This is a genomic window from Rheinheimera sp. F8 (assembly GCF_001518915.1).
In genome coordinates this window covers 4,028,355-4,052,677 of record NZ_CP013656.1, presented here as the reverse complement: position 1 = coordinate 4,052,677, position 24,323 = coordinate 4,028,355, and the positions used below count along the sequence as shown (strand labels likewise).

General features: G+C 53.2%; 22 protein-coding genes. 13 read left to right on the top strand and 9 right to left on the bottom strand.

The window, feature by feature from the left end; translation table 11 throughout:
* Window positions 1-15 precede the first annotated feature (15 nt).
* Window positions 16-903, top strand: coding sequence for a cation diffusion facilitator family transporter (locus ATY27_RS18020; RefSeq protein ID WP_208931999.1), 888 nt, complete (start codon window positions 16-18; stop codon window positions 901-903).
* Here the strand turns inward: ATY27_RS18020 and ATY27_RS18015 are convergent.
* The 3 genes from ATY27_RS18015 to ATY27_RS18005 are packed head-to-tail and all read right to left on the bottom strand — an operon-like array spanning window position 860 to window position 3,950.
* Window positions 860-1,867: an alpha/beta fold hydrolase gene (locus tag ATY27_RS18015; RefSeq protein ID WP_208931998.1), complete on the bottom strand. Its 1,008-nt coding sequence runs from the start codon at window positions 1,865-1,867 to the stop codon at window positions 860-862. The genes ATY27_RS18020 and ATY27_RS18015 overlap by 44 nt on opposite strands.
* Window positions 1,864-3,255, bottom strand: coding sequence for an ATP-binding protein (locus ATY27_RS18010; RefSeq protein ID WP_208931997.1), 1,392 nt, complete (start codon window positions 3,253-3,255; stop codon window positions 1,864-1,866). Before ATY27_RS18010 ends, ATY27_RS18015 begins: the two co-directional genes overlap by 4 nt.
* Complete coding sequence (locus ATY27_RS18005) at window positions 3,255-3,950, bottom strand: response regulator transcription factor (protein ID WP_208931996.1); 696 nt, start codon at window positions 3,948-3,950, stop codon at window positions 3,255-3,257. Before ATY27_RS18005 ends, ATY27_RS18010 begins: the two co-directional genes overlap by 1 nt.
* Window positions 3,951-4,146: 196 nt before the next feature.
* Here ATY27_RS18005 and ATY27_RS18000 point away from each other — a divergent pair, with 196 nt between their 5' ends.
* Window positions 4,147-4,587 carry a Spy/CpxP family protein refolding chaperone gene (locus ATY27_RS18000; protein WP_208931995.1) on the top strand — a complete coding sequence of 147 codons (441 nt, stop codon included), beginning with the start codon at window positions 4,147-4,149 and terminating at the stop codon, window positions 4,585-4,587.
* A 113-nt stretch (window positions 4,588-4,700) separates the two neighbouring features.
* Here ATY27_RS18000 and glnG read toward each other — a convergent pair whose 3' ends face one another.
* The 4 genes from glnG to glnA form a co-directional block, all read right to left on the bottom strand.
* Window positions 4,701-6,107: a nitrogen regulation protein NR(I) gene (gene glnG / locus ATY27_RS17995; protein WP_208931994.1), complete on the bottom strand. Its 1,407-nt coding sequence runs from the start codon at window positions 6,105-6,107 to the stop codon at window positions 4,701-4,703.
* A 3-nt stretch (window positions 6,108-6,110) separates the two neighbouring features.
* Window positions 6,111-7,181, bottom strand: coding sequence for a nitrogen regulation protein NR(II) (gene glnL / locus ATY27_RS17990; protein WP_244151360.1), 1,071 nt, complete (start codon window positions 7,179-7,181; stop codon window positions 6,111-6,113).
* 71 nt (window positions 7,182-7,252) lie between these two features.
* Entirely contained in the window at window positions 7,253-7,792 is a 540-nt protein-coding gene (locus ATY27_RS17985; protein ID WP_244151359.1) for a DUF4124 domain-containing protein, read from the bottom strand.
* Between the two features lie 141 nt (window positions 7,793-7,933).
* Window positions 7,934-9,343, bottom strand: coding sequence for a glutamate--ammonia ligase (gene glnA / locus ATY27_RS17980; protein WP_208931993.1), 1,410 nt, complete (start codon window positions 9,341-9,343; stop codon window positions 7,934-7,936).
* Between the two features lie 579 nt (window positions 9,344-9,922).
* On the opposite strand from glnA, the gene typA reads away from it, so the two are divergent.
* From typA to ATY27_RS17935, 9 genes are all read left to right on the top strand, one after another.
* A complete protein-coding gene (typA, locus tag ATY27_RS17975) occupies window positions 9,923-11,743 on the top strand; it encodes a translational GTPase TypA (protein ID WP_208931992.1) in 1,821 nt (606 codons plus the stop codon).
* Between the two features lie 139 nt (window positions 11,744-11,882).
* Window positions 11,883-13,493 carry a response regulator gene (locus ATY27_RS17970; RefSeq protein WP_208931991.1) on the top strand — a complete coding sequence of 537 codons (1,611 nt, stop codon included), beginning with the start codon at window positions 11,883-11,885 and terminating at the stop codon, window positions 13,491-13,493.
* A gap of 66 nt (window positions 13,494-13,559) precedes the next feature.
* Window positions 13,560-14,597, top strand: coding sequence for an FAD:protein FMN transferase (locus ATY27_RS17965; protein WP_208931990.1), 1,038 nt, complete (start codon window positions 13,560-13,562; stop codon window positions 14,595-14,597).
* A gap of 107 nt (window positions 14,598-14,704) precedes the next feature.
* On the top strand, window positions 14,705-15,643 hold the full coding sequence (locus ATY27_RS17960) for a virulence factor BrkB family protein (protein WP_244151358.1): 939 nt from the start codon (window positions 14,705-14,707) through the stop codon (window positions 15,641-15,643).
* A complete protein-coding gene (gene pip, locus ATY27_RS17955) occupies window positions 15,630-16,592 on the top strand; it encodes a prolyl aminopeptidase (RefSeq protein WP_208931989.1) in 963 nt (320 codons plus the stop codon). Before ATY27_RS17960 ends, pip begins: the two co-directional genes overlap by 14 nt.
* Window positions 16,589-17,038, top strand: coding sequence for a D-aminoacyl-tRNA deacylase (dtd, locus tag ATY27_RS17950; protein WP_208931988.1), 450 nt, complete (start codon window positions 16,589-16,591; stop codon window positions 17,036-17,038). The genes pip and dtd overlap by 4 nt, the downstream gene beginning before the upstream one ends.
* Before the next feature lie 31 nt (window positions 17,039-17,069).
* Window positions 17,070-17,975 (top strand): bifunctional GNAT family N-acetyltransferase/hotdog fold thioesterase, encoded by a 906-nt coding sequence (locus ATY27_RS17945; RefSeq protein ID WP_244151357.1) that lies wholly within the window; start codon window positions 17,070-17,072, stop codon window positions 17,973-17,975.
* On the top strand, window positions 17,975-18,775 hold the full coding sequence (locus ATY27_RS17940) for a hypothetical protein (protein ID WP_208931986.1): 801 nt from the start codon (window positions 17,975-17,977) through the stop codon (window positions 18,773-18,775). The genes ATY27_RS17945 and ATY27_RS17940 overlap by 1 nt, the downstream gene beginning before the upstream one ends.
* Before the next feature lie 124 nt (window positions 18,776-18,899).
* Entirely contained in the window at window positions 18,900-19,451 is a 552-nt protein-coding gene (locus ATY27_RS17935) for a hypothetical protein (protein ID WP_208931985.1), read from the top strand.
* Window positions 19,452-19,875: 424 nt separating this feature from the next.
* Here ATY27_RS17935 and ATY27_RS17930 read toward each other — a convergent pair whose 3' ends face one another.
* Window positions 19,876-21,900, bottom strand: a complete 2,025-nt coding sequence (locus tag ATY27_RS17930) for a methyl-accepting chemotaxis protein (RefSeq protein WP_208931984.1) — start codon at window positions 21,898-21,900, stop codon at window positions 19,876-19,878.
* Between ATY27_RS17930 and ATY27_RS17925 the strand changes: the two genes are divergently transcribed.
* Window positions 21,899-22,120, top strand: a complete 222-nt coding sequence (locus ATY27_RS17925; protein ID WP_208931983.1) for a hypothetical protein — start codon at window positions 21,899-21,901, stop codon at window positions 22,118-22,120. The genes ATY27_RS17930 and ATY27_RS17925 overlap by 2 nt on opposite strands.
* A 38-nt stretch (window positions 22,121-22,158) precedes the next feature.
* Here ATY27_RS17925 and hutC read toward each other — a convergent pair whose 3' ends face one another.
* Entirely contained in the window at window positions 22,159-22,890 is a 732-nt protein-coding gene (gene hutC / locus ATY27_RS17920) for a histidine utilization repressor (protein WP_208931982.1), read from the bottom strand.
* Between the two features lie 191 nt (window positions 22,891-23,081).
* Here hutC and hutI point away from each other — a divergent pair, with 191 nt between their 5' ends.
* On the top strand, window positions 23,082-24,311 hold the full coding sequence (hutI, locus tag ATY27_RS17915) for an imidazolonepropionase (protein ID WP_208931981.1): 1,230 nt from the start codon (window positions 23,082-23,084) through the stop codon (window positions 24,309-24,311).
* Window positions 24,312-24,323 lie beyond the last annotated feature (12 nt).

Here is a 24,323-nt window from a genome sequence, read left to right as displayed (position 1 = left end):
TGACAAGGACCTGCAATGACCAGCCATGAATACAATCTGTGGGTACGCCGCTCGGGCAAACTGACGATTGGCATTGCGCTAATTATTGTCGTTATCAAGTTATTTGCCGCTATCGACACCAATGCTGCGTCAATATTGGCGTCGTTGATGGATGCGATGATGGACGTCGCTGTGTCCTTGCTGAACTTTGTCGCGTTACGCTATGCATTAAAACCGGCGGATGACGACCACCGGTTTGGTCATGGCAAAGCTGAAGCGGTGATGGCGTTATGTCAGGCAGCTTTTCTGGCCGGCGCGGCATTTGTCCTGTTGTATCAAGGGGTAAACCGGATTTATCTGCCGGCGCCAATTGGCGCCATCAATAATGGCATCTGGGCCATGTTGCTGTGCAGTGGCCTGACCCTGACGCTGGTATTACTGCAACGCTGGATCATCAAAAAAACCGGTTCTCTGGCCGTAGCGGCCGATCAGGCACATTATCGTAGTGACCTGCTGATGAATGCCTCAGTGTTATTAGCTTTGTATTTAGTGCAAAACAGTCTGCTGTGGGCGGACGCAGCCATCGCCATTCTGATCGCTGTATATTTGTTGTTTAATGCTGCGCAGTTACTGCGCGAAAGCATGGTGCATCTGCTGGATGAGGAATTGCCGGAAACCGAACGGCAGCAAATTTTGCAGCATCTGCTGCAAATGCCCGGAGTGCTCGGCGTTGAGCAGTTGCGCACCCGCCGTGCCGGGCCGCGTATTTTTATTCAGCTGCGGCTGTTATTACCGCAGGACTGGAGTTTACAAAAAGCACATCAGGTGACCGACCTGGCCGAGCAGCAAATCGCGGCGTTTTACCGCGATGCGGAAGTGATTATTCACCCGGACCCGTTGCCACACGCTGCAACCACTGATTAATCAGACTAAACACCTGCTGTCGCTGCGTATCGGTGCCTGCCAGTAATTCATGCCGGGCACCGTCGATGCGATGCAGCTCGATGGCGCAACGCGCGGCCAGCTTGTTTTGCGCCTGATTGTCCACCACTGTATCGGCCCCCGCCTGCAGGATCAGCATTGGCACTGTCGGCACCAGGCCCTGCTGGATCTGCCGACACGCTTGCAGCGCATGATGCAGCCAGCGCCAGCTGACCCCACCAAGCTGATACGCCGGATACTGCTGATATAAATCCCGAAACCACTGATAACGCTCCTCACTCTGTGTCAGGGCATTATCGGCAAAAGGCAGATTTTGATAGCGCCCCTGGCCTGGTACATACCAGCCAGCCTGACTGCAGCGCTGGTTCAGTCGCTGCATCAGAGCAGCTAAGGCGCGCGTCACCCGTGGCAGCGGCCCGGTGGCAATACCAAACATTGGCGCACAGAAAATGGCGGCATCCAGCAGCGGCAGAGCCGTCATTTGCAAATAGCGATACAGGATGGCGCTGCCCATCGAATGCGCCAACGCCAGTAGCGGTAAGTCGGTTTGACTGCGGATCAGGCTGATGGCCTGCATCAGGTCATCACTGTAGCGGCGAAAATCTGTCACATCGCCCAGTTGTGGATCCGGTTCAGGCCGCTGTGCCAGGCCTTGGCCGCGATGCTCGATCACAAACACCTGATAACCGCTGCAAAGTGCATCCTGCGCCAGCTCGGCATATTTATGTGCAGCTTCGATCCGCCCCGGCACGATCAGCAGGGCCGCATGCGGTTTGCGCCAGCCTGGTAAACTGGTACGGCTGTACAGACAAAAACGAGTACCGTCGCGGCCGTAAAGCTCGGTTTTAACAAATTGTTGCCAGCATTGTTGCAGTTGCAGGCGAACGCTGGAGTCATTCAGTGCGTCAGCCTGCAGCTGCGCCTGTAGCGGCGGAAAATACTTCAAAGATTCAGCTCCTGCTGTGCCGGCATTTGCAGACAAATTTGCAAACCACCAACCTGATCAGCCTGATAAATATTTTGAGCCGTGATCTGGCCCTGATGCTGTTTCATCGCCTGCGCGGCGATCGCCAGACCCAGCCCGGTACCTCCCGCGCCAGCTGTGCGCGCATCAGATACGCGGTAAAACGGCTCAAATATCGCCTGCAAAGCGCTATCCGGGATGCCGGGACCCTGATCAGATACACAGAGCTGCAGTTGCCCGGCATCTGCCTGCAGCCGCACTGTGATTATCGAGCCGGCCGGGCTGTATTTAATCGCATTACGCAGCACATTCTCCACAGCACGTGCCAGCAGCCGGCTGTCGGCCTGTAACCAGCACTGCGGTGGTGCGTTTAGCTGTATTTGTTGTTGTTTCTGACTGGCTTCCAGTTGATTGACCTGGATAATTTCTTCCAGCAGTTCGGTCAAATCAAGGTCCTGCAATTGCAGTTGATACTGGCCGGCATCGAGCCTACTGAATGTCAGTAACTCATCGAGCATACTGTCAATTTTATCCAGCTCTTGTGATAAGCGTGGCAGCTGACTGCCACCGCCTTGTCGTTGCTCCAGCGCGATGGCCAGCTGCGCACGGGTCAGCGGTGAGCGCAACTCATGCGAAATATCGCGCAGCAGGCGCTGCTGATTTTGCAATAAAGCGCCGATTTGACTGGCCATGGTATTAAAGCCACGCGCTAACTCACCGATCTCGTCATTGCGGGCGGCGGCTTGTTGCACCCGGCTGGTTAAGTCACCGCTGGCGAATTGCAAACTTTGCTGCTGCAACTGGCGCAGCGGTCGGGTGATCGTCAGGGCCAGGCCAATACTGGCAAGGGCTGACACCAGTAAAAACAGCAGCGGGATGGTCAATTCCGGTAACTGCGCGAGGCCCAACATGCCGGGCCGGTCAGGGCGGGGTTGTTGTTGATATAACACCAGCGGCTGGCCATTCAAACGCACAAAAAACGGCCCGGCCAGGCTGATATGGCGATGCAAAAACAAACGTGGTTTTTCAAACTGTGATAATTCGGTCAGCCAGCTTTGGTCAAAACCGCGTGGCAGAATGTGCGCGTTCAGGATCCGCTGGCTGACCGGGTCGACCAGTAACCAGCGATTATTCTCGCGCCGGTTCAGTCGCTGCAATAAATCTTCAACACTGTCAAAACGTTGCAGACTGTGCAACATGCGTTCGGCATGTTCATGCACACCAGGCGGCAGGCGGCGGATCACCGTGTCATCGAGAAAAGCTTTGGCCAGCACCCAGGCGGCAGCAATCGTCAGCAGCAGCACCAGCCAGAACCAGCTGAAGAGCCGAAATGCCAGAAAACGCCATGGATTGACCCAGTTCAGTTGCATCAGGACTCCAGAAACAAATAGCCGCTGCCGCGCAGCGTCTGGATTTTTTCATGGTCGCTGCCCTGCGCCAGTTTCTTGCGGATATTGCTGACATGCATATCCAGACTGCGGTCATATTGTTGCAGCACCCGGCCCATCACCTCTTTGCTGAGCTCTTCTTTGCTGACCACACGACCTGCATGGTTCATCAGATACTCCAGCAACTGAAACTCCGTCGCGGTCAGGACAATGGCCAAGCCCTGGCAGTGCACCTGACGATTTTGCCGGTTCAGCGTGACCTGATTCAGTTCTAACAATGGGGCCTGATGCTGTTGCGGTTGCTGCGCCAGTTCGACCCGGCGCAGGATAGCCCGCACCCGGGCACTGAGTTCACGCGGGTTAAACGGTTTGGCCAAATAATCGTCGGCGCCAAGTTCCAAACCCAGAATGCGGTCAATGTCGTCGCCGCGGGCGGTCAGCATCAGCACCGGGCAATAACTGGTCTGGCGCAGCTGGCGCAATAAAGACAGGCCATCGAGGCCAGGCAGCATCACATCCAGCAAGATCAGCTGATAAGCGCCGGTCTGCGCCTTCTGCAGGCCTTTGATACCATCTGCGGCATGGTCGAGACTAAAACCGTCCAGCGTCAGATAGTCGGTGACCAGCTGACTTAACTCCTCATCATCATCAATCAGCAGGATATTCGGGTGTTGCATCGGAAACCTTCTTAGCTACTGCTATAGGGTCATCACTGTGGGTGGTGCGCTCAGTGTAAGCAGCAGACATGCCCGGACAAGTGTCTTTACCAAACCTTTACGGCGGCTTTGCGTTGCTTTGCAGCCAGTCGCTTATGCTTGCATCATACAAAACAGACCGCTGTTTGTAATGCCCGAACCTACTGGAGAGACAAAAATGAACACATTGAAAATATTATTAATCCCTGCTTTATTCAGCGCCGCGCTGCTGCTGTCTCAGCCTGCAGTTGCCGGCCACGGTCCGCATGGTGGTGACCCGGCGGTGCGGATGTTAAAAGGCCTGGACCTGACCGACGCGCAACGGGAGCAAATCCGCGTCCTGATGGCAGCCAGTAAAGCCGACAAAGCTGATTTGGCAGCACGGCAGCAGCAGCACGATGCCCTGCAGGCGTTGATCAAAGCGCCGCAATTTGATGAAGCGGCGGCCCGGTTGCTACTGGAGAAACAACAAGCCAGCATGCTGGAGCATCAGCTGACACGGCTGAAACTGCAACATCAGATCCGTGCTGTATTAACCGACGAGCAAAAAACCAAGCTGGACGAACGGATGGTGAAAATGCGGGAACGGATGGCCGAGCGTACAGGTAAAGACGACTAAGCGAGAAGTTATGTCGCAGTTCAGGTGCCGGCGCGCCTGAACTGTCAGCGCTGTGAGTAGACAAAACCGGGCCTGAGCCCGGTTTTTTAGCTTTTGCAGGCGCAGCCGTATGGCTATTCCATATCCAGTTCTTTCAGCTTGCGTGTCAGTGTATTGCGGCCCCAGCCGAGGCGTTTGGCTGCATCTTGTTTATGGCCATGAGTAAACTGTAAAGCTTGCTTCAGGACAATCCGCTCAAACTCCGGGCCTGCTTCAGCCAGAATATCTTCGGCGCCGGTGGCCAGTTTTTGTGTGACCCACAGCGCCAGTAAATCCTGCCAGCTGTGTTGGCCATCGCTGCTGATAGTCACCGGTTTTGGCGCACTGGTCAGTTCCGGCGGTAAATCAGATAACAGGATTTGTTTGCCGGACGCCATCACGGTCAGCCAGCGGCAGGTGTTTTCCAGTTGTCGTACATTGCCCGGCCAATCCAGCTGAGCCAGAAATTTTTCGGTTTCCAGCGCCAGATCTTTGGCTTCGACATTCATTTCGCGTGCGGCTTGTGCCAGAAAATGCCGGGTCAGCTTTGGAATATCCTGTTTGCGGTCGCGCAGCGACGGAATATGGATCCGGATCACATTGAGGCGGTGGAATAAGTCTTCGCGGAACTTGCCTTCGGCGACCAGTTGCTCCAGGTTTTGGTGAGTGGCGGCAATAATCCGTACGTCGACACTGACTTCCTGATGACCGCCAACGCGATAAAACTGCCCATCGGCCAGCACTCGCAACAGGCGCGTTTGCACGTCGAGTGGCATATCGCCGATTTCATCAAGAAACAAAGTGCCGCCGTCGGCCTGTTCGAACCGGCCTTTGCGCAAAGTGGCGGCGCCGGTAAAAGCGCCTTTTTCGTGGCCAAATAATTCCGATTCAATCAGATCTTTTGGAATAGCCGCCATATTCAGCGCTATAAACGGTGATTCGGCTCTGGGGCTGTGCTTGTGCAGTGCGTGCGCCACCAGTTCTTTACCGGTACCACTCTGACCATTGATCAGCACACTGATACTGGAGCGGGACAAGCGGCCAATGGCACGAAACACCTCCTGCATCGCTGGTGCTTCACCGATGATTTCGGGTACATGCGATGGTGCGCTGGTGCTGGCGCGGGGTTTTTTCGCGTGGGCATGTTCCAGTGCACGACTGATCAGGGCCACAGCTTCATTGACATCAAATGGTTTGGGCAGGTACTCAAAAGCGCCACGTTTAAACGCGTTGACGGCGCTGTCGAGGTCGGAGTGCGCTGTCATAATAATCACCGGCAATTCCGGCGCCAGTTCCTGCAGTTTGCTTAATAACTGCATGCCATCGGTGCCAGGCATGCGGATATCGGACACCACGACCGCAGGTTGATCAAATTCCAGCCGTTGCAGCATCAGATCTGCTGAGGCGTAACTCTCGCAGACAATACCCGCGCGTGACAGGGCTTTTTCCAATACCCAACGGATGGAATTGTCGTCGTCAATGATCCAGACATTCTGCGTCATGGGTTAAGCTCCTTCTGCGCTTATCGGTAAATACAGGGTAAATTCGGTGCGGCCGGGCCAGCTGTCACAATCAATCCAGCCGCCATGCTGATGGATCAGCGTTTGTGAAATCGACAAACCAAGACCGGTGCCGCCGGGTTTGCCGCTGACCATTGGATAAAACAACGTATCTTTAATCGCCGGTGGAATACCGGGGCCGTTATCGATGACGCGGATCACGGCGACCAGCTTATGCCGGCGGCCATGAATAGTGTGCTGATGTAAAATCCGGCTTTGCATCACAATCTGACCACCTTGAGTCAGCACCTGCTGGGCATTGCGGACAATATTCAGCAGGGCCTGCTCCAGCAGTTCCGGATCGAGTGAGAAGTCCGGAATGCTCGGGTCATAATCGCGGATAAATTGCACGGCATGCGGATTGTCCATCTGCGCCAGTTGGCTGACGCGTTCAATAATTTCATGCAGATTAGACACGACTTTATGCGGCGGCTTGTAGGGACCAAGCAACCGATCGACCAGATTCCGCAGCCGGTCGGCCTGGGCAATGATCAACTGGGTATATTCTTTTTGCTCTTCATTCAGTGACTCTTCGAGCAATTGCGCCGCACCGCGTAAACCGCCAAGTGGGTTTTTAATCTCATGGGCCAGGCCACGGATCAGTTCGCGCGCCGCCAGATGCTGATGTTGCTGCAGACTTTCCATGCTGATCTTGCGTTGCTGATCGACCTGACGTAATTCCATCACCAGACTGGGTTGTTCGGTCTCCAACCAGGTCGCTGTCATATCCAGTAATAGATGGCGGCCATCCGGCATCACGCAATGCACGTCACTGATGCCAAAACCCTGTTTGGTATTTAAAGTACTGACCAGTTGGGCTGCACTGAGATCGCTGTATTGAAACAGTCCGGGAAAATATTGCTGTTGCAGGCGTTTTTCACCAATACCCAGCAAAGCGCAACAGGCGGTATTAAAACAGGACACCTGTAACTGCGCATCCAGCACCAGCACGGCGGTGGTCAGTTGTTCGGCCAGATTAATCCCTGGTAATTCAAGAGCGATATGTGCGTGTGTCACGGCAAATCCCTTATTGCACCAAAATGGTGCTCATGGCGCTTAGTCTAGCGGCTAAGCTGTGCCGTGTTGCACTATTTTGGGGTAATTGATGATGCTCGGTGCAGAAAAAACGTCGTTACGGAACTGGTAGCAATAACCTTGCCGTTTTGGTCGCTTAACTCCAGCATCAGCTGATGTTCGCCCCGGTCAATGTTATGCAGGATGAAATTGGCATTACTGCTGGGGCCGGCGACCGCCTGGCCATCCAGATAGAGCCGCACCCGCAGGCCCTGGGCAAACAACGGCTTTACCTGGCCGGATACGTAGATAGTGCCGTTATTTTCACGCACAGTGCCTTCAGGTTCCGGCTTGGTGATGAATACTTCGAACTGTGGCGTGTGATCAATACTACGCTGACTGATTTCGGTGGGGGTGACGGCGGGCATCCGGTTGCCTTCTTTCAGTTGCAACTGCGAGGCGCCCGGGACCGGATTGTCGGAAAATACCGGAACGTTATTTTTATCTACTGTGACAAACACCGGTTTGTCGTCCTTTTTTGCCTGTGCCAGCACCGGCGACGCCGATATTGTCAGCGCGATCAGTAAAAATAGCGGCCAACCGGTAATGTTCATCACAGAGTCCAAGCTGATCAAATGGCTGATAGATTTACTCTAACTGGCTTTTCTGGCTTTGACCAGTACAAAAAGCCCGCAGAAGCGGGCTTTGGTATTGTGCAAATCACACTTTATAAATCAGTGTGTTAGCGCTGAAAATTACACGCTGTAATACAGTTCGTATTCCAGTGGGTGCACAGCCATAGAGACGCGTTTGGCTTCTGCACGCTTCAGAGAGATATAAGCATCGATCATTTCATCTGACATGACGCCGCCTTTGGTGAAGATCGCACGGTTCGCTTCCAGTGCATCCAGAGCTTCGTCCAGTGAACCACAAACTTGTGGGATCAGTGCTTCTTCTTCTGGTGGCAGGTCATACAGGTCTTTGTCCATTGCATCGCCTGGGTGGATCTTGTTCTGGATACCATCCAGACCAGCCATCAGCTGAGCAACGAATGCCAGGTACGGGTTCGCTGCCGGATCCGGGAAACGGACTTCAATACGACGGGCTTTCGCGCTTGGTACCAATGGAATACGCACAGAAGCAGAACGGTTACGGGCAGAGTATGCCAGCATTACAGGCGCTTCATAGTGTGGCACCAGACGCTTGTAAGAGTTGGTTGACGGGTTAGTGAAGGCGTTGATTGCCTTCGCGTGCTTGATGATACCGCCAATGTAGTACAGTGCAGTTTCTGACAGACCGGCATATTTATCACCGGCAAACAGGTTTACACCATCTTTTGCCAGTGACTGGTGGCAGTGCATACCTGAACCGTTGTCACCAACGATTGGTTTTGGCATGAAAGTCACAGTCTTGCCGTACATGTGAGCAACGTTATGAACAACATATTTCAGTTGCTGAATTTCGTCGGCTTTTTTCGTCAGTGTGTTAAAACGGGTGGCGATTTCGTTCTGACCGGCAGTGGCAACTTCATGGTGATGCGCTTCAACAACCTGACCCATTTCTTCCAGCACCATACACATAGCGCTGCGGATATCGTGGTGTTGATCTACTGGTGGTACCGGGAAATAACCGCCTTTCACACCTGGACGGTGGGCTTTGTTACCATCTTCATATTCAGCGTCTGAGTTCCAGGCTGCTTCTGAAGAGTCAACTTTAAAGAAAGAACCTGACATGTCGTTTTTGAAACGCACGTCGTCGAACATGAACCACTCTGGCTCAGGTCCAAACAATACAGTGTCAGCGATGCCGGTTGATTTCAAATATTCTTCCGCGCGTTTGGCGATAGAACGCGGGCAACGATCGTAACCTTGCATAGTGCTTGGCTCGATCACGTCACAGCTGATCAGAATGGTGGTTTCTTCGAAGAATGGATCCAGCAGCATGGTGCTGGCATCCGGCATCAGGATCATGTCTGAGTCGTTGATGCCTTTCCAGCCGGCAATTGAAGAGCCGTCAAACATTTTGCCGTTTTCGAAGAAGTCTTCGTCAATTTGGCTGGCAGGAATTGTAACGTGCTGCTCTTTACCTTTGGTGTCAGTAAAACGTAAATCAACAAACTTCACGTCGTTTTCTTTCATAAAACTCAGAACGTTCGATGCAGACATGCATTCCTCCGGATTCAACTCAAACTAAGGTTCAGGTGCGGCTTGCCGCCGGTTTGCGCTTGTTATGCCAAAGCTGTGCCAGAATCCTAAATATATGATTTTAAAATGTATTTAGTGCAGATTCAGACTGAAATACCAGAGAATTGCACCAATAAAGTGCATGCATGCACAGCCGTGGTGCAATTTGTCTGAATTTGCTCTGCTTCTGTGCAGTGGTCAACGGCAGCGATAACGATAGCAAGAATTCGGCTGAATTCAGTCAGGCAAAGTAAAAATAAAATTGCCGCACAGCCAGCACAGGACGAGGCAGCAAAATGACTGGTAAAAGTGGAGAATCAGCGCAAGCGCACAGGAGTTGCTGTCAGGATGGCAGAGCTTTTGCTTAAGTTCGATGCGGTGTTACTGGCCGCAAAGCGGCATTCAGCTTGGGGCTGATGAAAAAAACAGCAAACGCGGACCAGATAAATTTCCCAGTCAGTCGTAAAGCAGGTAAAATACGCGCACCAATTTTTCGGGTACTTGCGGTGGGTGACTACAAGCGGGTACACATTTACACTACACTAAGCGAGCACCAAATAAATGTCTTATGATATCAGCAAGTTGCGTAATATCGCCATTATCGCGCACGTTGACCACGGTAAAACTACACTTGTTGACAAATTACTGCAACAGTCCGGCACTTTCGATGCACGCGCTAAATTGCAGGAACGGATGATGGATTCAAACGCGCAGGAATCTGAACGCGGAATCACCATCCTGGCTAAAAACACTTCTGTACGCTGGAACGGCTATCAGATCAACATCCTGGACACACCAGGCCACGCCGACTTCGGTGGTGAAGTTGAGCGCGTTCTGTCAATGGCTGACTCAGTCTTATTATTAGTCGATGCGGTTGAAGGCCCAATGCCACAAACCCGCTTCGTAACACAAAAAGCTTTCGCCCACGGTTTAAAACCAATTGTTGTGGTGAACAAAATCGACCGTCCGGGCGCACGTCCGGATTGGGTTATTGACCAGGTATTCGACCTGTTCGACAACTTAGGCGCCACTGACGAGCAATTAGATTTCCCAATCGTCTACGCATCAGCCATCAATGGCTGGGCGACGCTGGATTACAACGAACCAAAAACTGATATCAATGACTTGTTCGCTGCAATCATTGAGCACGTGGCACCACCGAAAGTTGAACTGGATGGCGACACGCAGATCCAGGTATCGCAATTAGATTATTCCAGCTACCTCGGCATTATCGGTATCGGCCGGATCAAACGCGGCACGTTAAAAGTGAACCAGCAGGTCACTGTATTAGGTGCTGATGGTTCAAAACGCAACGGCAAAGTCGGTCAGGTGTTCGGCTATTTAGGTCTGGAACGGATCGAAACTCAGGAAGCAAACGCGGGTGATATCATTGCATTCACCGGTTTAGGCGAACTGAAAATTTCTGACACTATCTGTGCCCCGACCAATCTGGAACCATTACCAGCGCTGCAAGTTGATGAGCCGACAGTGACTATGACCTTTCAGGTCAACACGTCGCCATTCGCTGGTAAAGAAGGCAAATACGTTACTTCCCGCCAGATTTTAGAGCGTTTAACTAACGAACTGAAACACAACGTCGCGCTGCGCGTGGAAGAAACTGAAGACGGTGACAAATTCAAAGTATCAGGCCGTGGTGAACTGCACTTAGGCGTGTTGATTGAAAACATGCGTCGTGAAGGTTTTGAACTGGCCGTATCTCGCCCAGAAGTAATCATGAAAGTGGTTGATGGCGCGAAAATGGAACCAATTGAGAACGTCACCATTGACGTGGAAGAGCAGCACCAGGGCTCTATCATGGAGAAAATGGGTGAGCGTAAAGCCGAAATGACCAATATGCAGCCAGACGGTAAAGGCCGCATCCGGATGGATTTCCAGATGCCAAGCCGTGGTCTGATTGGTTTCCGCACCGAGTTCATGACGCTGACTTCAGGCACAGGTCTGATGTACAACAGCTTTGATCACTACGGTCCATTCAAAGGCGGTTCAATCGGTCTGCGGATGAACGGCGTGCTGATTTCTAATGCGATGGGTAAAGCCGCTGGTTATGCGATTTTCTCTCTGCAGGAACGCGGCCGGATGTTTATCGGTCATGCTGATGAAGTGTATGAAGGCCAGATCATCGGTATTCACAGCCGTAGCAATGACTTAACGGTCAACTGCTTAAAAGGCAAACAGCTGACGAACGTCCGTGCTTCTGGCACAGACGAAGCGATTAACTTAGTGCCGCCAATCCGTTATACGCTGGAACAGGCGCTGGAGTTTATCGATGACGACGAGCTGGTAGAAGTGACGCCACTGTCTATCCGGATCCGTAAACGTCACCTGACAGAAAACGACCGTAAACGCGCCAGCCGCGCTTAATTCCGGTTGTGAATGATAAAACCCGCGCCCAGACGCGGGTTTTGTTTTTTGGGACAAAGCGCTGGCGATGCCAGCCAATGCTGTGTATTGTGCAGCGCAGAGAAAACGTTACTTATTTGTTGCATGGAGCTTTGCCGCAATGACCTCACGCCGGTCGTTTTATAAAAACAAAACTGTGCTGGTGGTGGATGATTCTGACCAAATCCGCAGCTATTTCAAAAGTATGCTGTTGCTGATTGGATTTGATGATGTAACGCTGGCGCGTGATGCGGATATGGCGCTGGCATGTTGCCGGCGGATCCCTTTTGATTTTATTTTGTGTGATTTTCATTTAGGCGTCGGGCGGGACGGCTATCAATTATTTGAAGTGCTGCGCACCGAACAGCTATTAAAAGCTGAATGTTGCTTTCTGGTGGTCAGTGCTGAACGCCAGCGTCAGGCCGTGTATGGCATTGTTGAATATCAGCCGGACGACTATCTGCTGAAACCCTTCAGCTATGCCGAACTGGAACGACGGATCACCCGTGCTTACCACATCAAACAAGCTTTAAAACTGGCTTATCAGGCAATTCAGCAAGGTGAATTCGCCGATGCTGTACAGGCTTGTGATCATGTGGTGGATCATCGCAGCAAGTACGCACTGCATGCGACCCGGCTCAAAGCAGAACTGCTGGTGCGGCTGGAGCGATTTGATGAGGCCGAGCATTTATATCAGTGGGCGCTGACCGTTCGCGATTTTGCCTGGGCGCGGCTGGGTTTAGCGGTGATCTATGGGTATCAGGGACGCAGTGACGAGGCGGAAGTGGCGTTACAGCTGTTGTCCGGACAAGCAGAAACAAGAATTGAAGCACTGGACTGGCTGACCCGCCTGTATATCAGCCAGCAAAAACCAGCGGCAGCGCTGGCGGCGGTGGAACAAGTCGCCAAAACTTCGCCGCGTAACTATTTGCGCCAGCATGTGCTGGCCACGCTTGCGGTCATCGACAACCGCAAAGATCTGGCGGTGCAGGTGCACCAGCGCTTGCTGACTGCTGCCCGTTATTCGATGTATGACACCGCAGATAATATGCTCAATTTTGCCCGCGCTTTGCTGGAGCAGGCGAAAGATCAGGAACCCAAAGGCCGGGTGGAAACGATGCGCCGGCTGGATACATTCCTGACGACTATCAAAAAACGTTTCCATCCGGCCAGTTATGAACATGACCGGCTGGTCGTTGATGCGCGTGTTGCGCTGCTGGAAGGCAAAACCAAAGAAGCACTGCGTTTACTGGAGCACAGTGAGCAACTCAGTCTGGAAAAACATTTATCGCCGGCCGCGATGCTGGACCGGGCCCGGGCGTATTTTGAAGCCGGCAATCTGCCGATGTGCGACCACTATATGGCTGCGCTGTCGGCATTAACGCAAGACGACAATCTGTATTGCAGTGCCATCAGCCTGATGATGCAACATGAGCAAAAGAAACATCAGCAATTGCGCCAGCAACTGATGGATCGCAATGCCGCGGGCATGCAGGCCTATGGCAGCGGCGATTTTTCGATGGCCATCGATTATTTTCGTACTGCGCTCGAATCGATGCCGGCAAATGTCAACATTGCGCTGAATTTGCTGCAGGCGCTGAGTATGCGCCAGACCCTGAATGCCGATCTGAAAGCGTTGGCGCAGCACTGTATCGATCTGATTGCGGCAGGGCAGTTGCCGGCCGATCAACAAAAACGCTATCAGGTGATTATGGGCCATCTGGACCTCTGAACCTGGCTGGCATTTGTGCGGCGCATAAATTACACTGCGCCGGTTTTCCTGCAATGAGAAGCGCCGATGTCTGTCAAAATCTGTTCGTTCACTGGCCTTTGTGCCGCTGTTTTTCTGCCGCTGGTTTTGCTGAGTTGTACGCCAGCCGATCCGATCCAGCGCTTTTCCGGTCCGGCGCAAGGTTCAACCTACAACATCAGTTATTGGTCCGAACCGCAGGTCAAGGCCACAGATTTGCAACAACAGATTGTAAAGGAACTGGAACGAATCGATTTAGTGATGTCGAATTACCGCCCCGATTCAGTGATTGAACAGTTTAATGCCACGCAGCACAGCAATCCGCAGACGGTAGGGGCTGAATTGGTCGGGTTGGTGGAAGATGCCCGCCAAGTCACCCAAGCCAGTCATGGCTGTTATGACCTGACCGTCAAACCGCTGTTTGAACTCTGGGGGTTCAAAGCAGATAAGTTTAATCAGCCGACACCTGCGCAGATCAGTCAGACCATGCAGTGGGTTGGTATGGATAAAATCAGCACGACGCCAGTTGGCGAGATGAGCAAGGCCATCGGTCAGATGCGGGTTGATGTGTCGTCCATTGCACAGGGTTATACCGTGCGCAAGCTGGCGGCGCTGTTGGAGCAAGCTGGTGTGACCAATTATCTGGTTGAAGTCGGCGGTGAATTGCAGGTGCGGGGCAAAAAACCGGAAGGGCAACCGTGGAAAGTGGCGATTGAAAAGCCATTGCCAGGCGATCAACATTTGCAGAAAATCATCACTGTTAACCAGGATGCCCCATTGGCCATCATGACATCCGGCACCTACCGGCATTATTTTGATGCCGATGGCCAACGTTTCAGCCATGTGCTGGACGCCCGCGCCGGCGCCCCCGTGCGGCACAATACCGTGTCGACCACAGTGTTGATCGACAATGCCACTTTTGGTGATGCCTGGTCGACCGCGTTTTTATGTCTGGGCAGTGAAGCCGGGCTGAAAGTGGCCGACGAATTAGGTCTGAAAGTGCTGTTTATTGACCAGCAGGGCGAAACACTGATTGAAAAATCCAGCCAGGCGCTGGTACAAAGCAAGGATGTATCCCTGCAATAGCAACGCGGCATTTTGCTGCGATCTGTCCGGGTCTGCTTGTCGGCACCGGGGCGCTTTGTGATAGGCTGCAACTTCCGGCACCCAGACAGGTGTCTGCTCAGGACAGGATGATGCCCGATTCGATTATTCAGCGCACTGTTACCCTTGGGTTGAACAGTGTGCGTTTTTGCCGCCTTTATCTGCAACGTTGTCAGCACGACCAAATCGGTATGATTGGTGGTTATCTGGCATATATTTCGATTTTATCACTGGTACCGCTGGTTGCTGTGGCATTTTCGGTACTGAACGCTTTTCCGATGTTTGCCGGGCTGCGTGGCGAAATCGAGGCCTTTGTTTACGCCAATATAGTGCCGTCGCGTGGCCAAGAAATTCAGACCTATATCAACGGCTTTGTCGAAAACATCGGTCAGATGACCACCGTTGGTGTGTTGTTTCTGGTGTTGGTTGCCCTGATGCTTATTCATAATATCGATAAGACGCTGAACAAGATCTGGCGCGTGCAAAAACGGCCGCGGCTGATGATTTCGTTGTCGATTTATTGGATGATTCTGACGCTCGGTCCGATTTTGCTGGGCAGCTCAATTGCGCTGACCTCTTATCTGGCGTCGCTGAGCCATCTGGCGGACAATTACACGCCCGGTTTATCGAATTTCCTGCTGTCGTTTACGCCATATGGCATGTCATTGCTGGCGTTTTTTATGCTTTATCAGCTGGTGCCGAATATCAAAGTCCGCTATGGCTATGCTTTTTGGGGCGCTTTGCTTGCCAGTATTTTGTTTGAAATGCTGAAAAACGGATTTGCGCTCTATATCCAGCATTTCCCGTCCTATCAGGCGATTTATGGCGCGCTGGCGCTGGTACCGATTTTATTTGTCTGGATTTATTTGTCCTGGTTGGTGGTGTTGATTGGCGCCGAGCTAACGGCACTTTTGCAGGAACAACATTGCCGCGCATTGCAGTTATTACAGCATAAAACCCAGCGTACACAGCCAGTGGCTGCAACGCCGGGTGCTGTGTCGACGGAGTCTTCTGATGTATCGCACTGAACCTGTTGATTGTTACCACAGTGAATTTCTGTCAAGGCCGCACGGCCATCGGTTGTATCTGGAACAAAGTGGCAACCCGCAGGGGATCCCGGTGCTGATGTGTCATGGCGGCCCTGGTGGTGGTTGTTCGCCATTTCAGCGCACTTTGTTTGACCCGCAGCAGTACCGGATTGTGTTGTTTGATCAGCGCGGTTGTGGTCAGTCGACCCCTTTTGCCAGCCTGGAGCACAATACTACACAGGATCTGATCGGTGATATTGAAGCGATCCGGCAACATCTGGGCATTCACCGCTGGGTAGTGGCCGGGGGCAGCTGGGGCAGTACGCTGGCACTGGCCTATGCCGGGCAATATCCGCAGCATTGTCTTGGCCTGATCCTACGAGGCATTTTCCTTGGCCGGCCTGAAGATATCGACTGGCTGTACCGGCCCGGTGGCGGTGCCAGTCAATTATTCCCGGATTATTTTGCTGATTTTTTTGCGCCGGTGGCCGCGATGAAAGGCCTAGATATTCTGGTGGCTTATCAGCAGCTGTTGCAGCATGCCGATGCCAGTATCCGGTTGCATGCCGCGCAGGCCTGGAGTTTATGGGAAGCTCGGGTTGCAACCTTGTTGCCCAATGCGGCGATGCGCGACGGCGCCACAGAGCCTGAGTCTGCATTGCCATTGGCGCGGATTGAAAACCATTATTTCCTGCATCATTGTTTTTTGCGGCCGGATCAGCTGATGGCGGAACTCGGCAAAGTGCAGCACTTGCCTTGTTTTATTATTCATGGCCGTTACGACATCGTCTGTAAGCTGGAAAATGCCTGGACCTTACATCAGGCCTGGCCCGATTCGGTGCTGACCATTGTTGCCAATGCCGGCCATTCCGCCAGTGAAACCGGTATCAGCCGTGCGTTGTACGATGCGTCGTTGCAACTGGCTAACCGCTTGCGGCAGGCGTCATGATTGCGTTGATCCAGCGCGTGCGACGCGCGGACGTTACAGTCGGCACTGAAGTAGTCGGGGTTATTGGCAGCGGTATGCTGCTGTTGCTCGGCGTGGAAGCCGGCGATACAACGGCGGAGCTGCGCAAGCTGGCCGACAAAGTGCTGAAATATCGTTTATTCAGTGATGAAGCCGGCAAAATGAATCTGAATGTGCAACAGGCCGGCGGTCAGCTGCTGGTCGTGTCGCAATTTACGCTGGCAGCAGACACCAATTCCGGTTTGCGGCCGAGTTTTACGCCGGCGGCACGGCCTGAAGTGGCCGAGCCGATGTATCTGCAGTTTGTAGATTATTGTCGTGCGCAGGGAATGACGGTGGCGACCGGTCAGTTTGGCGCCGATATGCAGGTCGGTCTGGTCAATGATGGCCCGGTCACATTCTGGCTGCAGGTGCCTCCGGCAGCCTGAGTCATTTACGAGGTATTCGATGCAGTATCAGGTGACAAGTCCGCACAGTGCGCAGGATTGGCTGGATTATTATCAGCTGCGCTATCAGGTGTTGCGCGAACCTTGGGGGCAACCGCCGGGTTCAGAGCAGGATGAGCTGGAAGCCAGCAGTGCCCATCGCATGGTGCGGGCGGCAGATGGTCAGCTGCTGGCAGTTGGCCGCCTGCATCAGCTGGTTGATGGCTGGTGTCAAGTGCGTTATATGGCGGTGGCAGAATCTGCCCGTGGTAAAGGCCAGGGGGCATTAGTATTGCGTGCGCTGGAACAGCAAGGTCTGGCTTGGGGTTGTGATCAACTGACGCTCAATGCCCGCGAAAACGCCTTTAATTTTTATCAGAAACTTGGCTACAAGACTGGCAAACCACTTGAACCATTATATGGGATCCCGCATCAGCAAATGACCAAACGGCTGCGGCTGGCCGGTGATGCCGCGCAATTTAGCCGTTGGTGTGCCGATTTGCAGCAAACCTGGCATCAGACGATCCCGTTGTCGGCTTTTATGCAGCTGCAGATACAGCAGTTTGATGGCAATCTGCTGGCCTGTCAGGCGCCGTTGGCGCCGAACAAGAATCTGCATCACACCATGTTTGCCGGCAGTATCTATAGCCTGCTGACGTTAACCGGCTGGGGCCTGATCTGGCTGCAATTGCGGGCGCTGGGTCTGCAGGGCGACATTGTGTTGGCCGACGCTGATATCCGTTATCTGGCGCCGGTAGAGCTAGATGCCCGTGCAGAGGTGCAATTACTGGATGCTGTCGGTGATCTGACGGTGCTGAACCAGGGCCGGCGCGTGCGCCAGTTACTGTTGGTGCGGTTGACTCAGGGCGAGCGGCTGCTGGCCGAATTTCATGGTCGTTTTGTCGTGAAGCCGGTCACAGTCGCAGCGAGTGCCGGTTAATGGCGTCGGTCGTTATTCTCGGCTGTGGCTGGCTGGGCACTCAACTTGGTGTGCAGCTGAGCACAGAAGGGCATCAGGTTTGGGGCAGCCGGCGCAGCAAGGAACGGCTTGCCACCTTGCCAGCTGCAATCCAACCGCTGCTGTGGGATGGCGTGAGTCCGTTAAGTCCACAGATTTGTCAGCTGTTGCCCGGCAGCTGGCTGGTTCTGGCCATGCCGCCGTCTGCCGCACAGGATGGTGGTGCAGCCTATCTGCGTTCGTTGCAGATTGTGCTGGCGCAGGCTGACGCAGCACAAGCGTTGGTGCTGTGTTCATCCAGTGGCGTATATGCGGGCCTTACTGGTGAGGTCAGCGAAGCCGATGCGCCGGGACCTGAGCCTCGGGCAAAACTGATCTGGCAGGCGGAGCAGTTGATGCTAAAGGGGGCGCCGTTGGTCCCGCAACGTTATGTATTGCGTCTGGCTGGTCTGATTGGACCTGGGCGGCACCCGGCGAATTTCACCCGGCGCGGTGTGATGGCAGGACCAGAGCAACCGGTGAATCTGGTCCACAGCGCGGATATCTGCCGGTGGCTGAATTTACTATTGCGTCATCCCGGCGCTTTTCCCGGCACTGTGGTCAATCTTTGCGCGCAGGTCACGTGCAGCAAAGCCGAGTTTTACACTGCGGCTTGCCAACAACAGGGGCTGGAGGTGCCACGATTTATTGCGGCGACTGAGCCATCGCGTCGGGTCAACGCTGCATTAAGTTTGCAAATGCCCGATTTTTCCTATCAGCAGCCGGATCTCGCCAGTTTATAAAGCAAGGTTGATTGCACCAAAAGGAATTGGCGCAATATCAAAATTTTATCAAAGCTTAATCGTCTTTTTCCTGCAGTAAAACGGCAACATGAGCAGAATAGGAACATGATTCAGGATGCTGCGGTTGGATCTCAATAAATGGCTGCTGGGGTCGGGGTGTTGCACTGCGTTAGGGGTGGCCGCCGGTTTTGTGTATTTATATGACAGCCCGGCAGAATCCATGCTGGTCAGTCAACAATGGTATCAGCAACCTTTGTTGCTGTTTTTCTCCGGAATGCTGCTGCTGGCGCTGTTGCTGAATGTGCTGGCGATTTTTGGTGTCGATTTTCACCGGACGCCTTTATTTGTCGTGTCGCGCGATAAAGATGATCTCAGTCATTTCACCCAATTAGCTCAACAGTTTCTGCGACAACAGGCGGCCAGCCCGTTAACCGGTGAAACAAATTACTACCTGCAACGTGAATATGGTGTGTTGTATTACGTGCAGACCGGCGTGGATATGCCGCTGGATATCGTACAACTCCGGCACATTTTTCAGCAGATGTTACGCCATCAATGTCACAGTGCGTTGGCGCTGGTTCCTGACAAGATGCAAAGTCCTGCCCAAATATTTGCGTTAGAAGCCAATATCCGCATTCTGGATAAACAGCAACTGCGGAACTGGATAAAGTCTTAAAAAAAATCACTTTTTAGGCACAATATCAAAGTTTGGTAAGGTTTTTCTGTCTCTGTTTTGGCAAATTGATCTGGCGTAAAACGCTGAAGGACCGATACAAATACCTGGGATTGGGTAGAAACACCGCCTGCCTGGCTGGACTTGTTCCAGCCTTTTTTTATCTTGTGCTCCCGGTGGCAGAATGCCGCTTCTGACCATCTGCCAGACCAATTCATGTCCATCAAAGCTATGTTGATTCACGCCAGTTTCGGCTAAGCAGCATTTGTCGATGCAATCTTAGGCGAAGCCAGGTCAGCCAAAGCCATCATCGCCACAGTCAGCGCAGGCGAAGCAAACCAGCGGCATCTGCCGCAGGTGCAGTTTGAAATCGTTTTGGCAGGAGACTGTGCGCAGAGGCCCTGTCTGCTGACAGGGCCTGCAGATGTTAGATTTTGAACGTACTGATAGCGGCTGTTAACTGCCCGGCGTTGTCACTGACGGCGGCGCTGTGTTGCAGCGTGCGATCGGCTTTTTCCGAACTTTGCGCGGACAGTTGGACCATTGCACTCATGTGATCAGAAATCAAATCACCAAGCGCCAGCTGTTGTTGGGTCGCGCTGGCGATCGCGGTACTGATGTGATGCATCTGACTGATAGCCTGATTAACGTGCCCCAGCGATTGCACCAAATCAGCGGTGTGATTCACACAGTATTCGGCGTCAGTTTTACCGCGGTTGATCGCGCTGACCGCAGCAGTACTTTCCTGTTGCAGCGTTTGGATCATCTGGCGTATTTCATCAACAGCGGCCTGACTGCGTACTGCAAGCGAGCGTACTTCGTCGGCAACAACGGCAAAACCACGGCCTTGTTCACCGGCGCGGGCTGCTTCAATCGCGGCATTCAGCGCCAGCAGATTGGTTTGTTCCGCAATGCCACGGATAGTGGCCAGAATACCGCCAATGTTGTTAGAGTGGGTGTTGACCTTCAGCATGATGTCCGCGGTACTGGCCAACTGACCGGCCAGTCCACTGATCAGGGTATTGTTTTCGCCGGAAATTTTATCGATTTGCTGACTTTGCCCCAACGCATGCTGCATCTCCTCGACAGCCTGTTCGGCTTGTTGTGCAATGTTGTGGGTATTGTCGTTCAGTTGCTGGGTGGTCTGGTTGACGTCATGGATTTGCGTCTGTTGCGTTTGCAGCGCGCGATTAATTTCCTGTACTTCATCTCTGGAACGACTGGCATTGTGCTGCAGCTCACCAGAACTGGCGACAATCCGGTGAATAAGCTGGCTGAGTGCTTCGATCAGGCTGTTGACCTTGGCCGACAAAGCGCCAAATTCGTCTTCCTGCTCAATGTGCAGGCGCCTTGTTAAATCTCCACCTGCTACTTCTCCCAGCACTTTGTTGATACCCGCCAGTGGTTTTAACATCGCATTGATGGTCAGAAATGCCGCGCCGCCGGCCAGTGCCACCAATACCACCATGATGACGATGGTGCGGGCTTTGCCAAAAGATAATGCCGACGACACTTCGGCCTGCAGACTGGTAAATTGTTGATCGGCGGCTTTGAGCAGCTGATCAAGTGCCGCAATAGCGAGGCCAATCGCCTGCTCTGAATTGGCCAGCTGCGCACGGGCTTCTTGCAAAGCAGTTAGCTGTTGTTGTTTCAGGCTAACCAGATTTTGTTCTATCGCTACGCGGGCTTTGACCGCGCTGAGTTGCTCGTTAAAGGTTTGCCACAAGTCCGTTGCATCCACTTCGTCGACCAGATTACCGATGTAATCCAGATTCCCCTGCATATCACTTAGGGCAAACTCAATATTTTGCTGACTTTCTGTCAGTTGGCTTAATTCGGTAAAGGCCGCGGTTTCCCGCACTGTCTGCATCAGCGTCAGCAATTGGCCGTCCACCCGCGATGCCGCGCCTGCCAGCAGCTCAATCTGAGCTTTTTTGCCCGGCGTTTCCAGATAAGACAAATCCACCAGCGTGGCGCCGGCGTCATCAATCAGCTGGACCAGTTGCTTCAACTCGGCTGCAGCAGCCTCACCGGCCTGTAACGTGGTCAGCTTGGCCTTAAACATGTTATTGACTGCCGTGCTGTACAGTTCATGTTGTTGCTCGGCGGTGGTCAGCGCTTTATTCAGCGTTGGATCTGATGCTGTCAGGGCGCGCAGTGCGCTGACCTTTTGTTGGTAATCATTATTGGCGTTGTCAAAGTCAGTTTGAAACTGGCTGATAGTTTTAGCCTGGTCAGCCATAAACCCCAACGCGGATAACTTGCCGAGCTTCAACAACTGGATCTCGGCCTGATTACTTTGTTGCTGCACCGGCACAGCGATATCGTTGACACGGCTGCCCGATTCGGACACCACAGCGAAGCTCCATAAAGACGATAAACTGGCGAACAATAACAGTAATGCAATAAAGCCAAAGCCGAGGATGACTTTGTGAGCCACGGTGAGTTTCATGTCTGATCCTGTTGTCTCATTTGTCTTCTTCGTCTGGAGTGATTTTAGTATTGACGAAGTTCATCTATATGCAAAGAGGATCAGGAAGTTAACAGAGTTAAATCTGCTGGTCCAGCCAGTACATCAGAAAAAATGCATAATGAAAAATGGCAGATCCGGTAATGAACAGGCGGCGAATTGTGGAAAAACGCCAGGTAACACCATCAGCAAACGAAGTTAATAGCAGGTCTAAAACCGCGACAATTGTAGCCTGCACCTTTATGACTGCGGAGTGATATTCAGGTGTCCCCCCAGCCGGTAACGACTGCCAGCGGAGGTTAAATAAGCAAAACTGACGGCACCTTCGCGGCTGAAGGTGCGACGGGTCAGCCGCAGACATGGCTCATGCGCGCTGATTTTCAGATGCTTACAGGTAAATTCGTCAGCTAACACCGCTTCGATAATGTGATCGGCCTCGGTCAGAGGCGCAACAGCGCTCAGATATTCGTGGGGTGTCTGGAAGCCGAAATCCTGCTGCAGGTACAGCGGCACCATGCGGGGATTGACGTAGCGTGCTTCCAGCTGCAGCGGGGTTTGGTTGTCAAAATGTACAATCAGCGAGAAAAACACCGGTTCGTTGCGGACCAGACCCAACGCAGTGGCGACCACAGTCGGGCACGGCAGGCTGGTTAGCTGAACCAGCCGCGCACTGTGAAAATGGCCGCGGGCCTGAATTTCATCAGCGATATTACGGATCTCGAGCAATGCAGACTGCGATTTTGGTGATGCGACAAAACTGCCGACGCCCTGGGTGCGGTATAACACGCCTTGTTCGGTCAGTTCCTGCAAGGCGCGGCGCGCCGTCATCCGGCTGACGGCAAACTGGTCACACAGCTCATGTTCGGACGGAACCCGGCTGTGTTCCGGCCAGTTACCGCTTTCAATCTGACTGAGAATAAACTCTTTGATAGCGGCGAATTTGGGGGTGCCGCTGTCGTTGCTGCGTTGCATCGGGTTGCACTCTGGTCTGAAAATATGTGCGGAATGTGGAACAAAAAATAGCGGCTCTTGATTGTATATACAAGTGAGTGCGGTAGAATTATTGCGGGTCTGCGCAGTGATAACGGCCGGCGGTTTCCACAATAAAGCGCTGCATTCGGGCTTGTAAGGCGCAAACCATTAACAATCAACAGGATGAGAATATGCAGCATTTCGATGCCATTTGGCACAATGTTAATATCGCCACAATGGACCCGCAGCGGCCCGGTCCTTATGGTGCTGTGGAACAGGCAGTGCTGGCTATCCGCGATGGATTGATTGCGTTTTGTGGCCCGCGTGCGGAGCTGCCGCCATACGATGCACTGGCGACACCAACTTTTGATGGTCAGGGTGGCTGGTTGTTGCCAGGTTTTATCGATTGTCATACCCATCTGGTCTATGCCGGCAGCCGCGCCAATGAATTTGAGCTGCGCTTAAACGGCGCGACCTATCAGCAAATCGCCGAAAGTGGCGGTGGGATTAAATCCACAGTAGCCGCTACACGCGCCGCGTCGCATGAAGAGCTGTTTGTGCTGGGAAAAAACCGGCTGAACGCGTTGTTGGCGCAGGGCGTGACTTGTGTAGAAATTAAATCTGGTTATGGCCTCGACCTTGCCAATGAACGCAAAATTCTCGAAGTGGCGCGGTTGCTCGGCGAGCATCATCCGGTTGCGATCCAGACCACTTTCCTTGGCGCGCATGCGTTACCGCCGGAATATAGCGGTGACAGCGATGGTTACATGGATTTAGTGGTCGACAGCATGTTACCTGAGCTGCATCAGGCGGGCCTCGTCGATGCGGTGGATGTATTTTGTGAAGGCATCGGTTTTTCAGTCGCACAAAGCCGGCGATTGTTTGACAAAGCCCGTGCGCTTGGCTTGCCGGTAAAGGCACACGCCGAGCAGTTGTCGAGCCTGGGCGGTGCCAGTCTGGTGGCCGAATTCGGCGGCTTGTCGGCCGATCACATTGAATATCTGACCGAGGCGGATGTCGCGAATATGGCCGGTGCCGGTACCGTCGCGGTGCTGTTACCAGGCGCTTATTATTTCCTGCGTGAGACCAAAATGCCGCCAATTGACTTGCTGCGTCAGTATCAGGTGCCGATGGCGGTATCAACAGATCTGAATCCGGGCACATCGCCGTTATGTAACCTGCCGTTGATGCTGAATATGGCCTGCACTTTGTTCCGGCTGACACCGGCCGAAGCGCTGGCGGGAGTCACACGACATGCGGCCCGGGCTTTGGGTCTGGCCGACCGCGGTATGCTGCGCACCGGTCTGCGGGCTGATCTTGCCTTGTATCAGGTCAGTCAGCCGGCGGAGCTGTGTTATCAGTTTGGTGTCAGTCAGCTGCGGCAGCTGGTGATTGGTGGCAAGGTCATTAATCCCGGCTAAATCCGCATTATT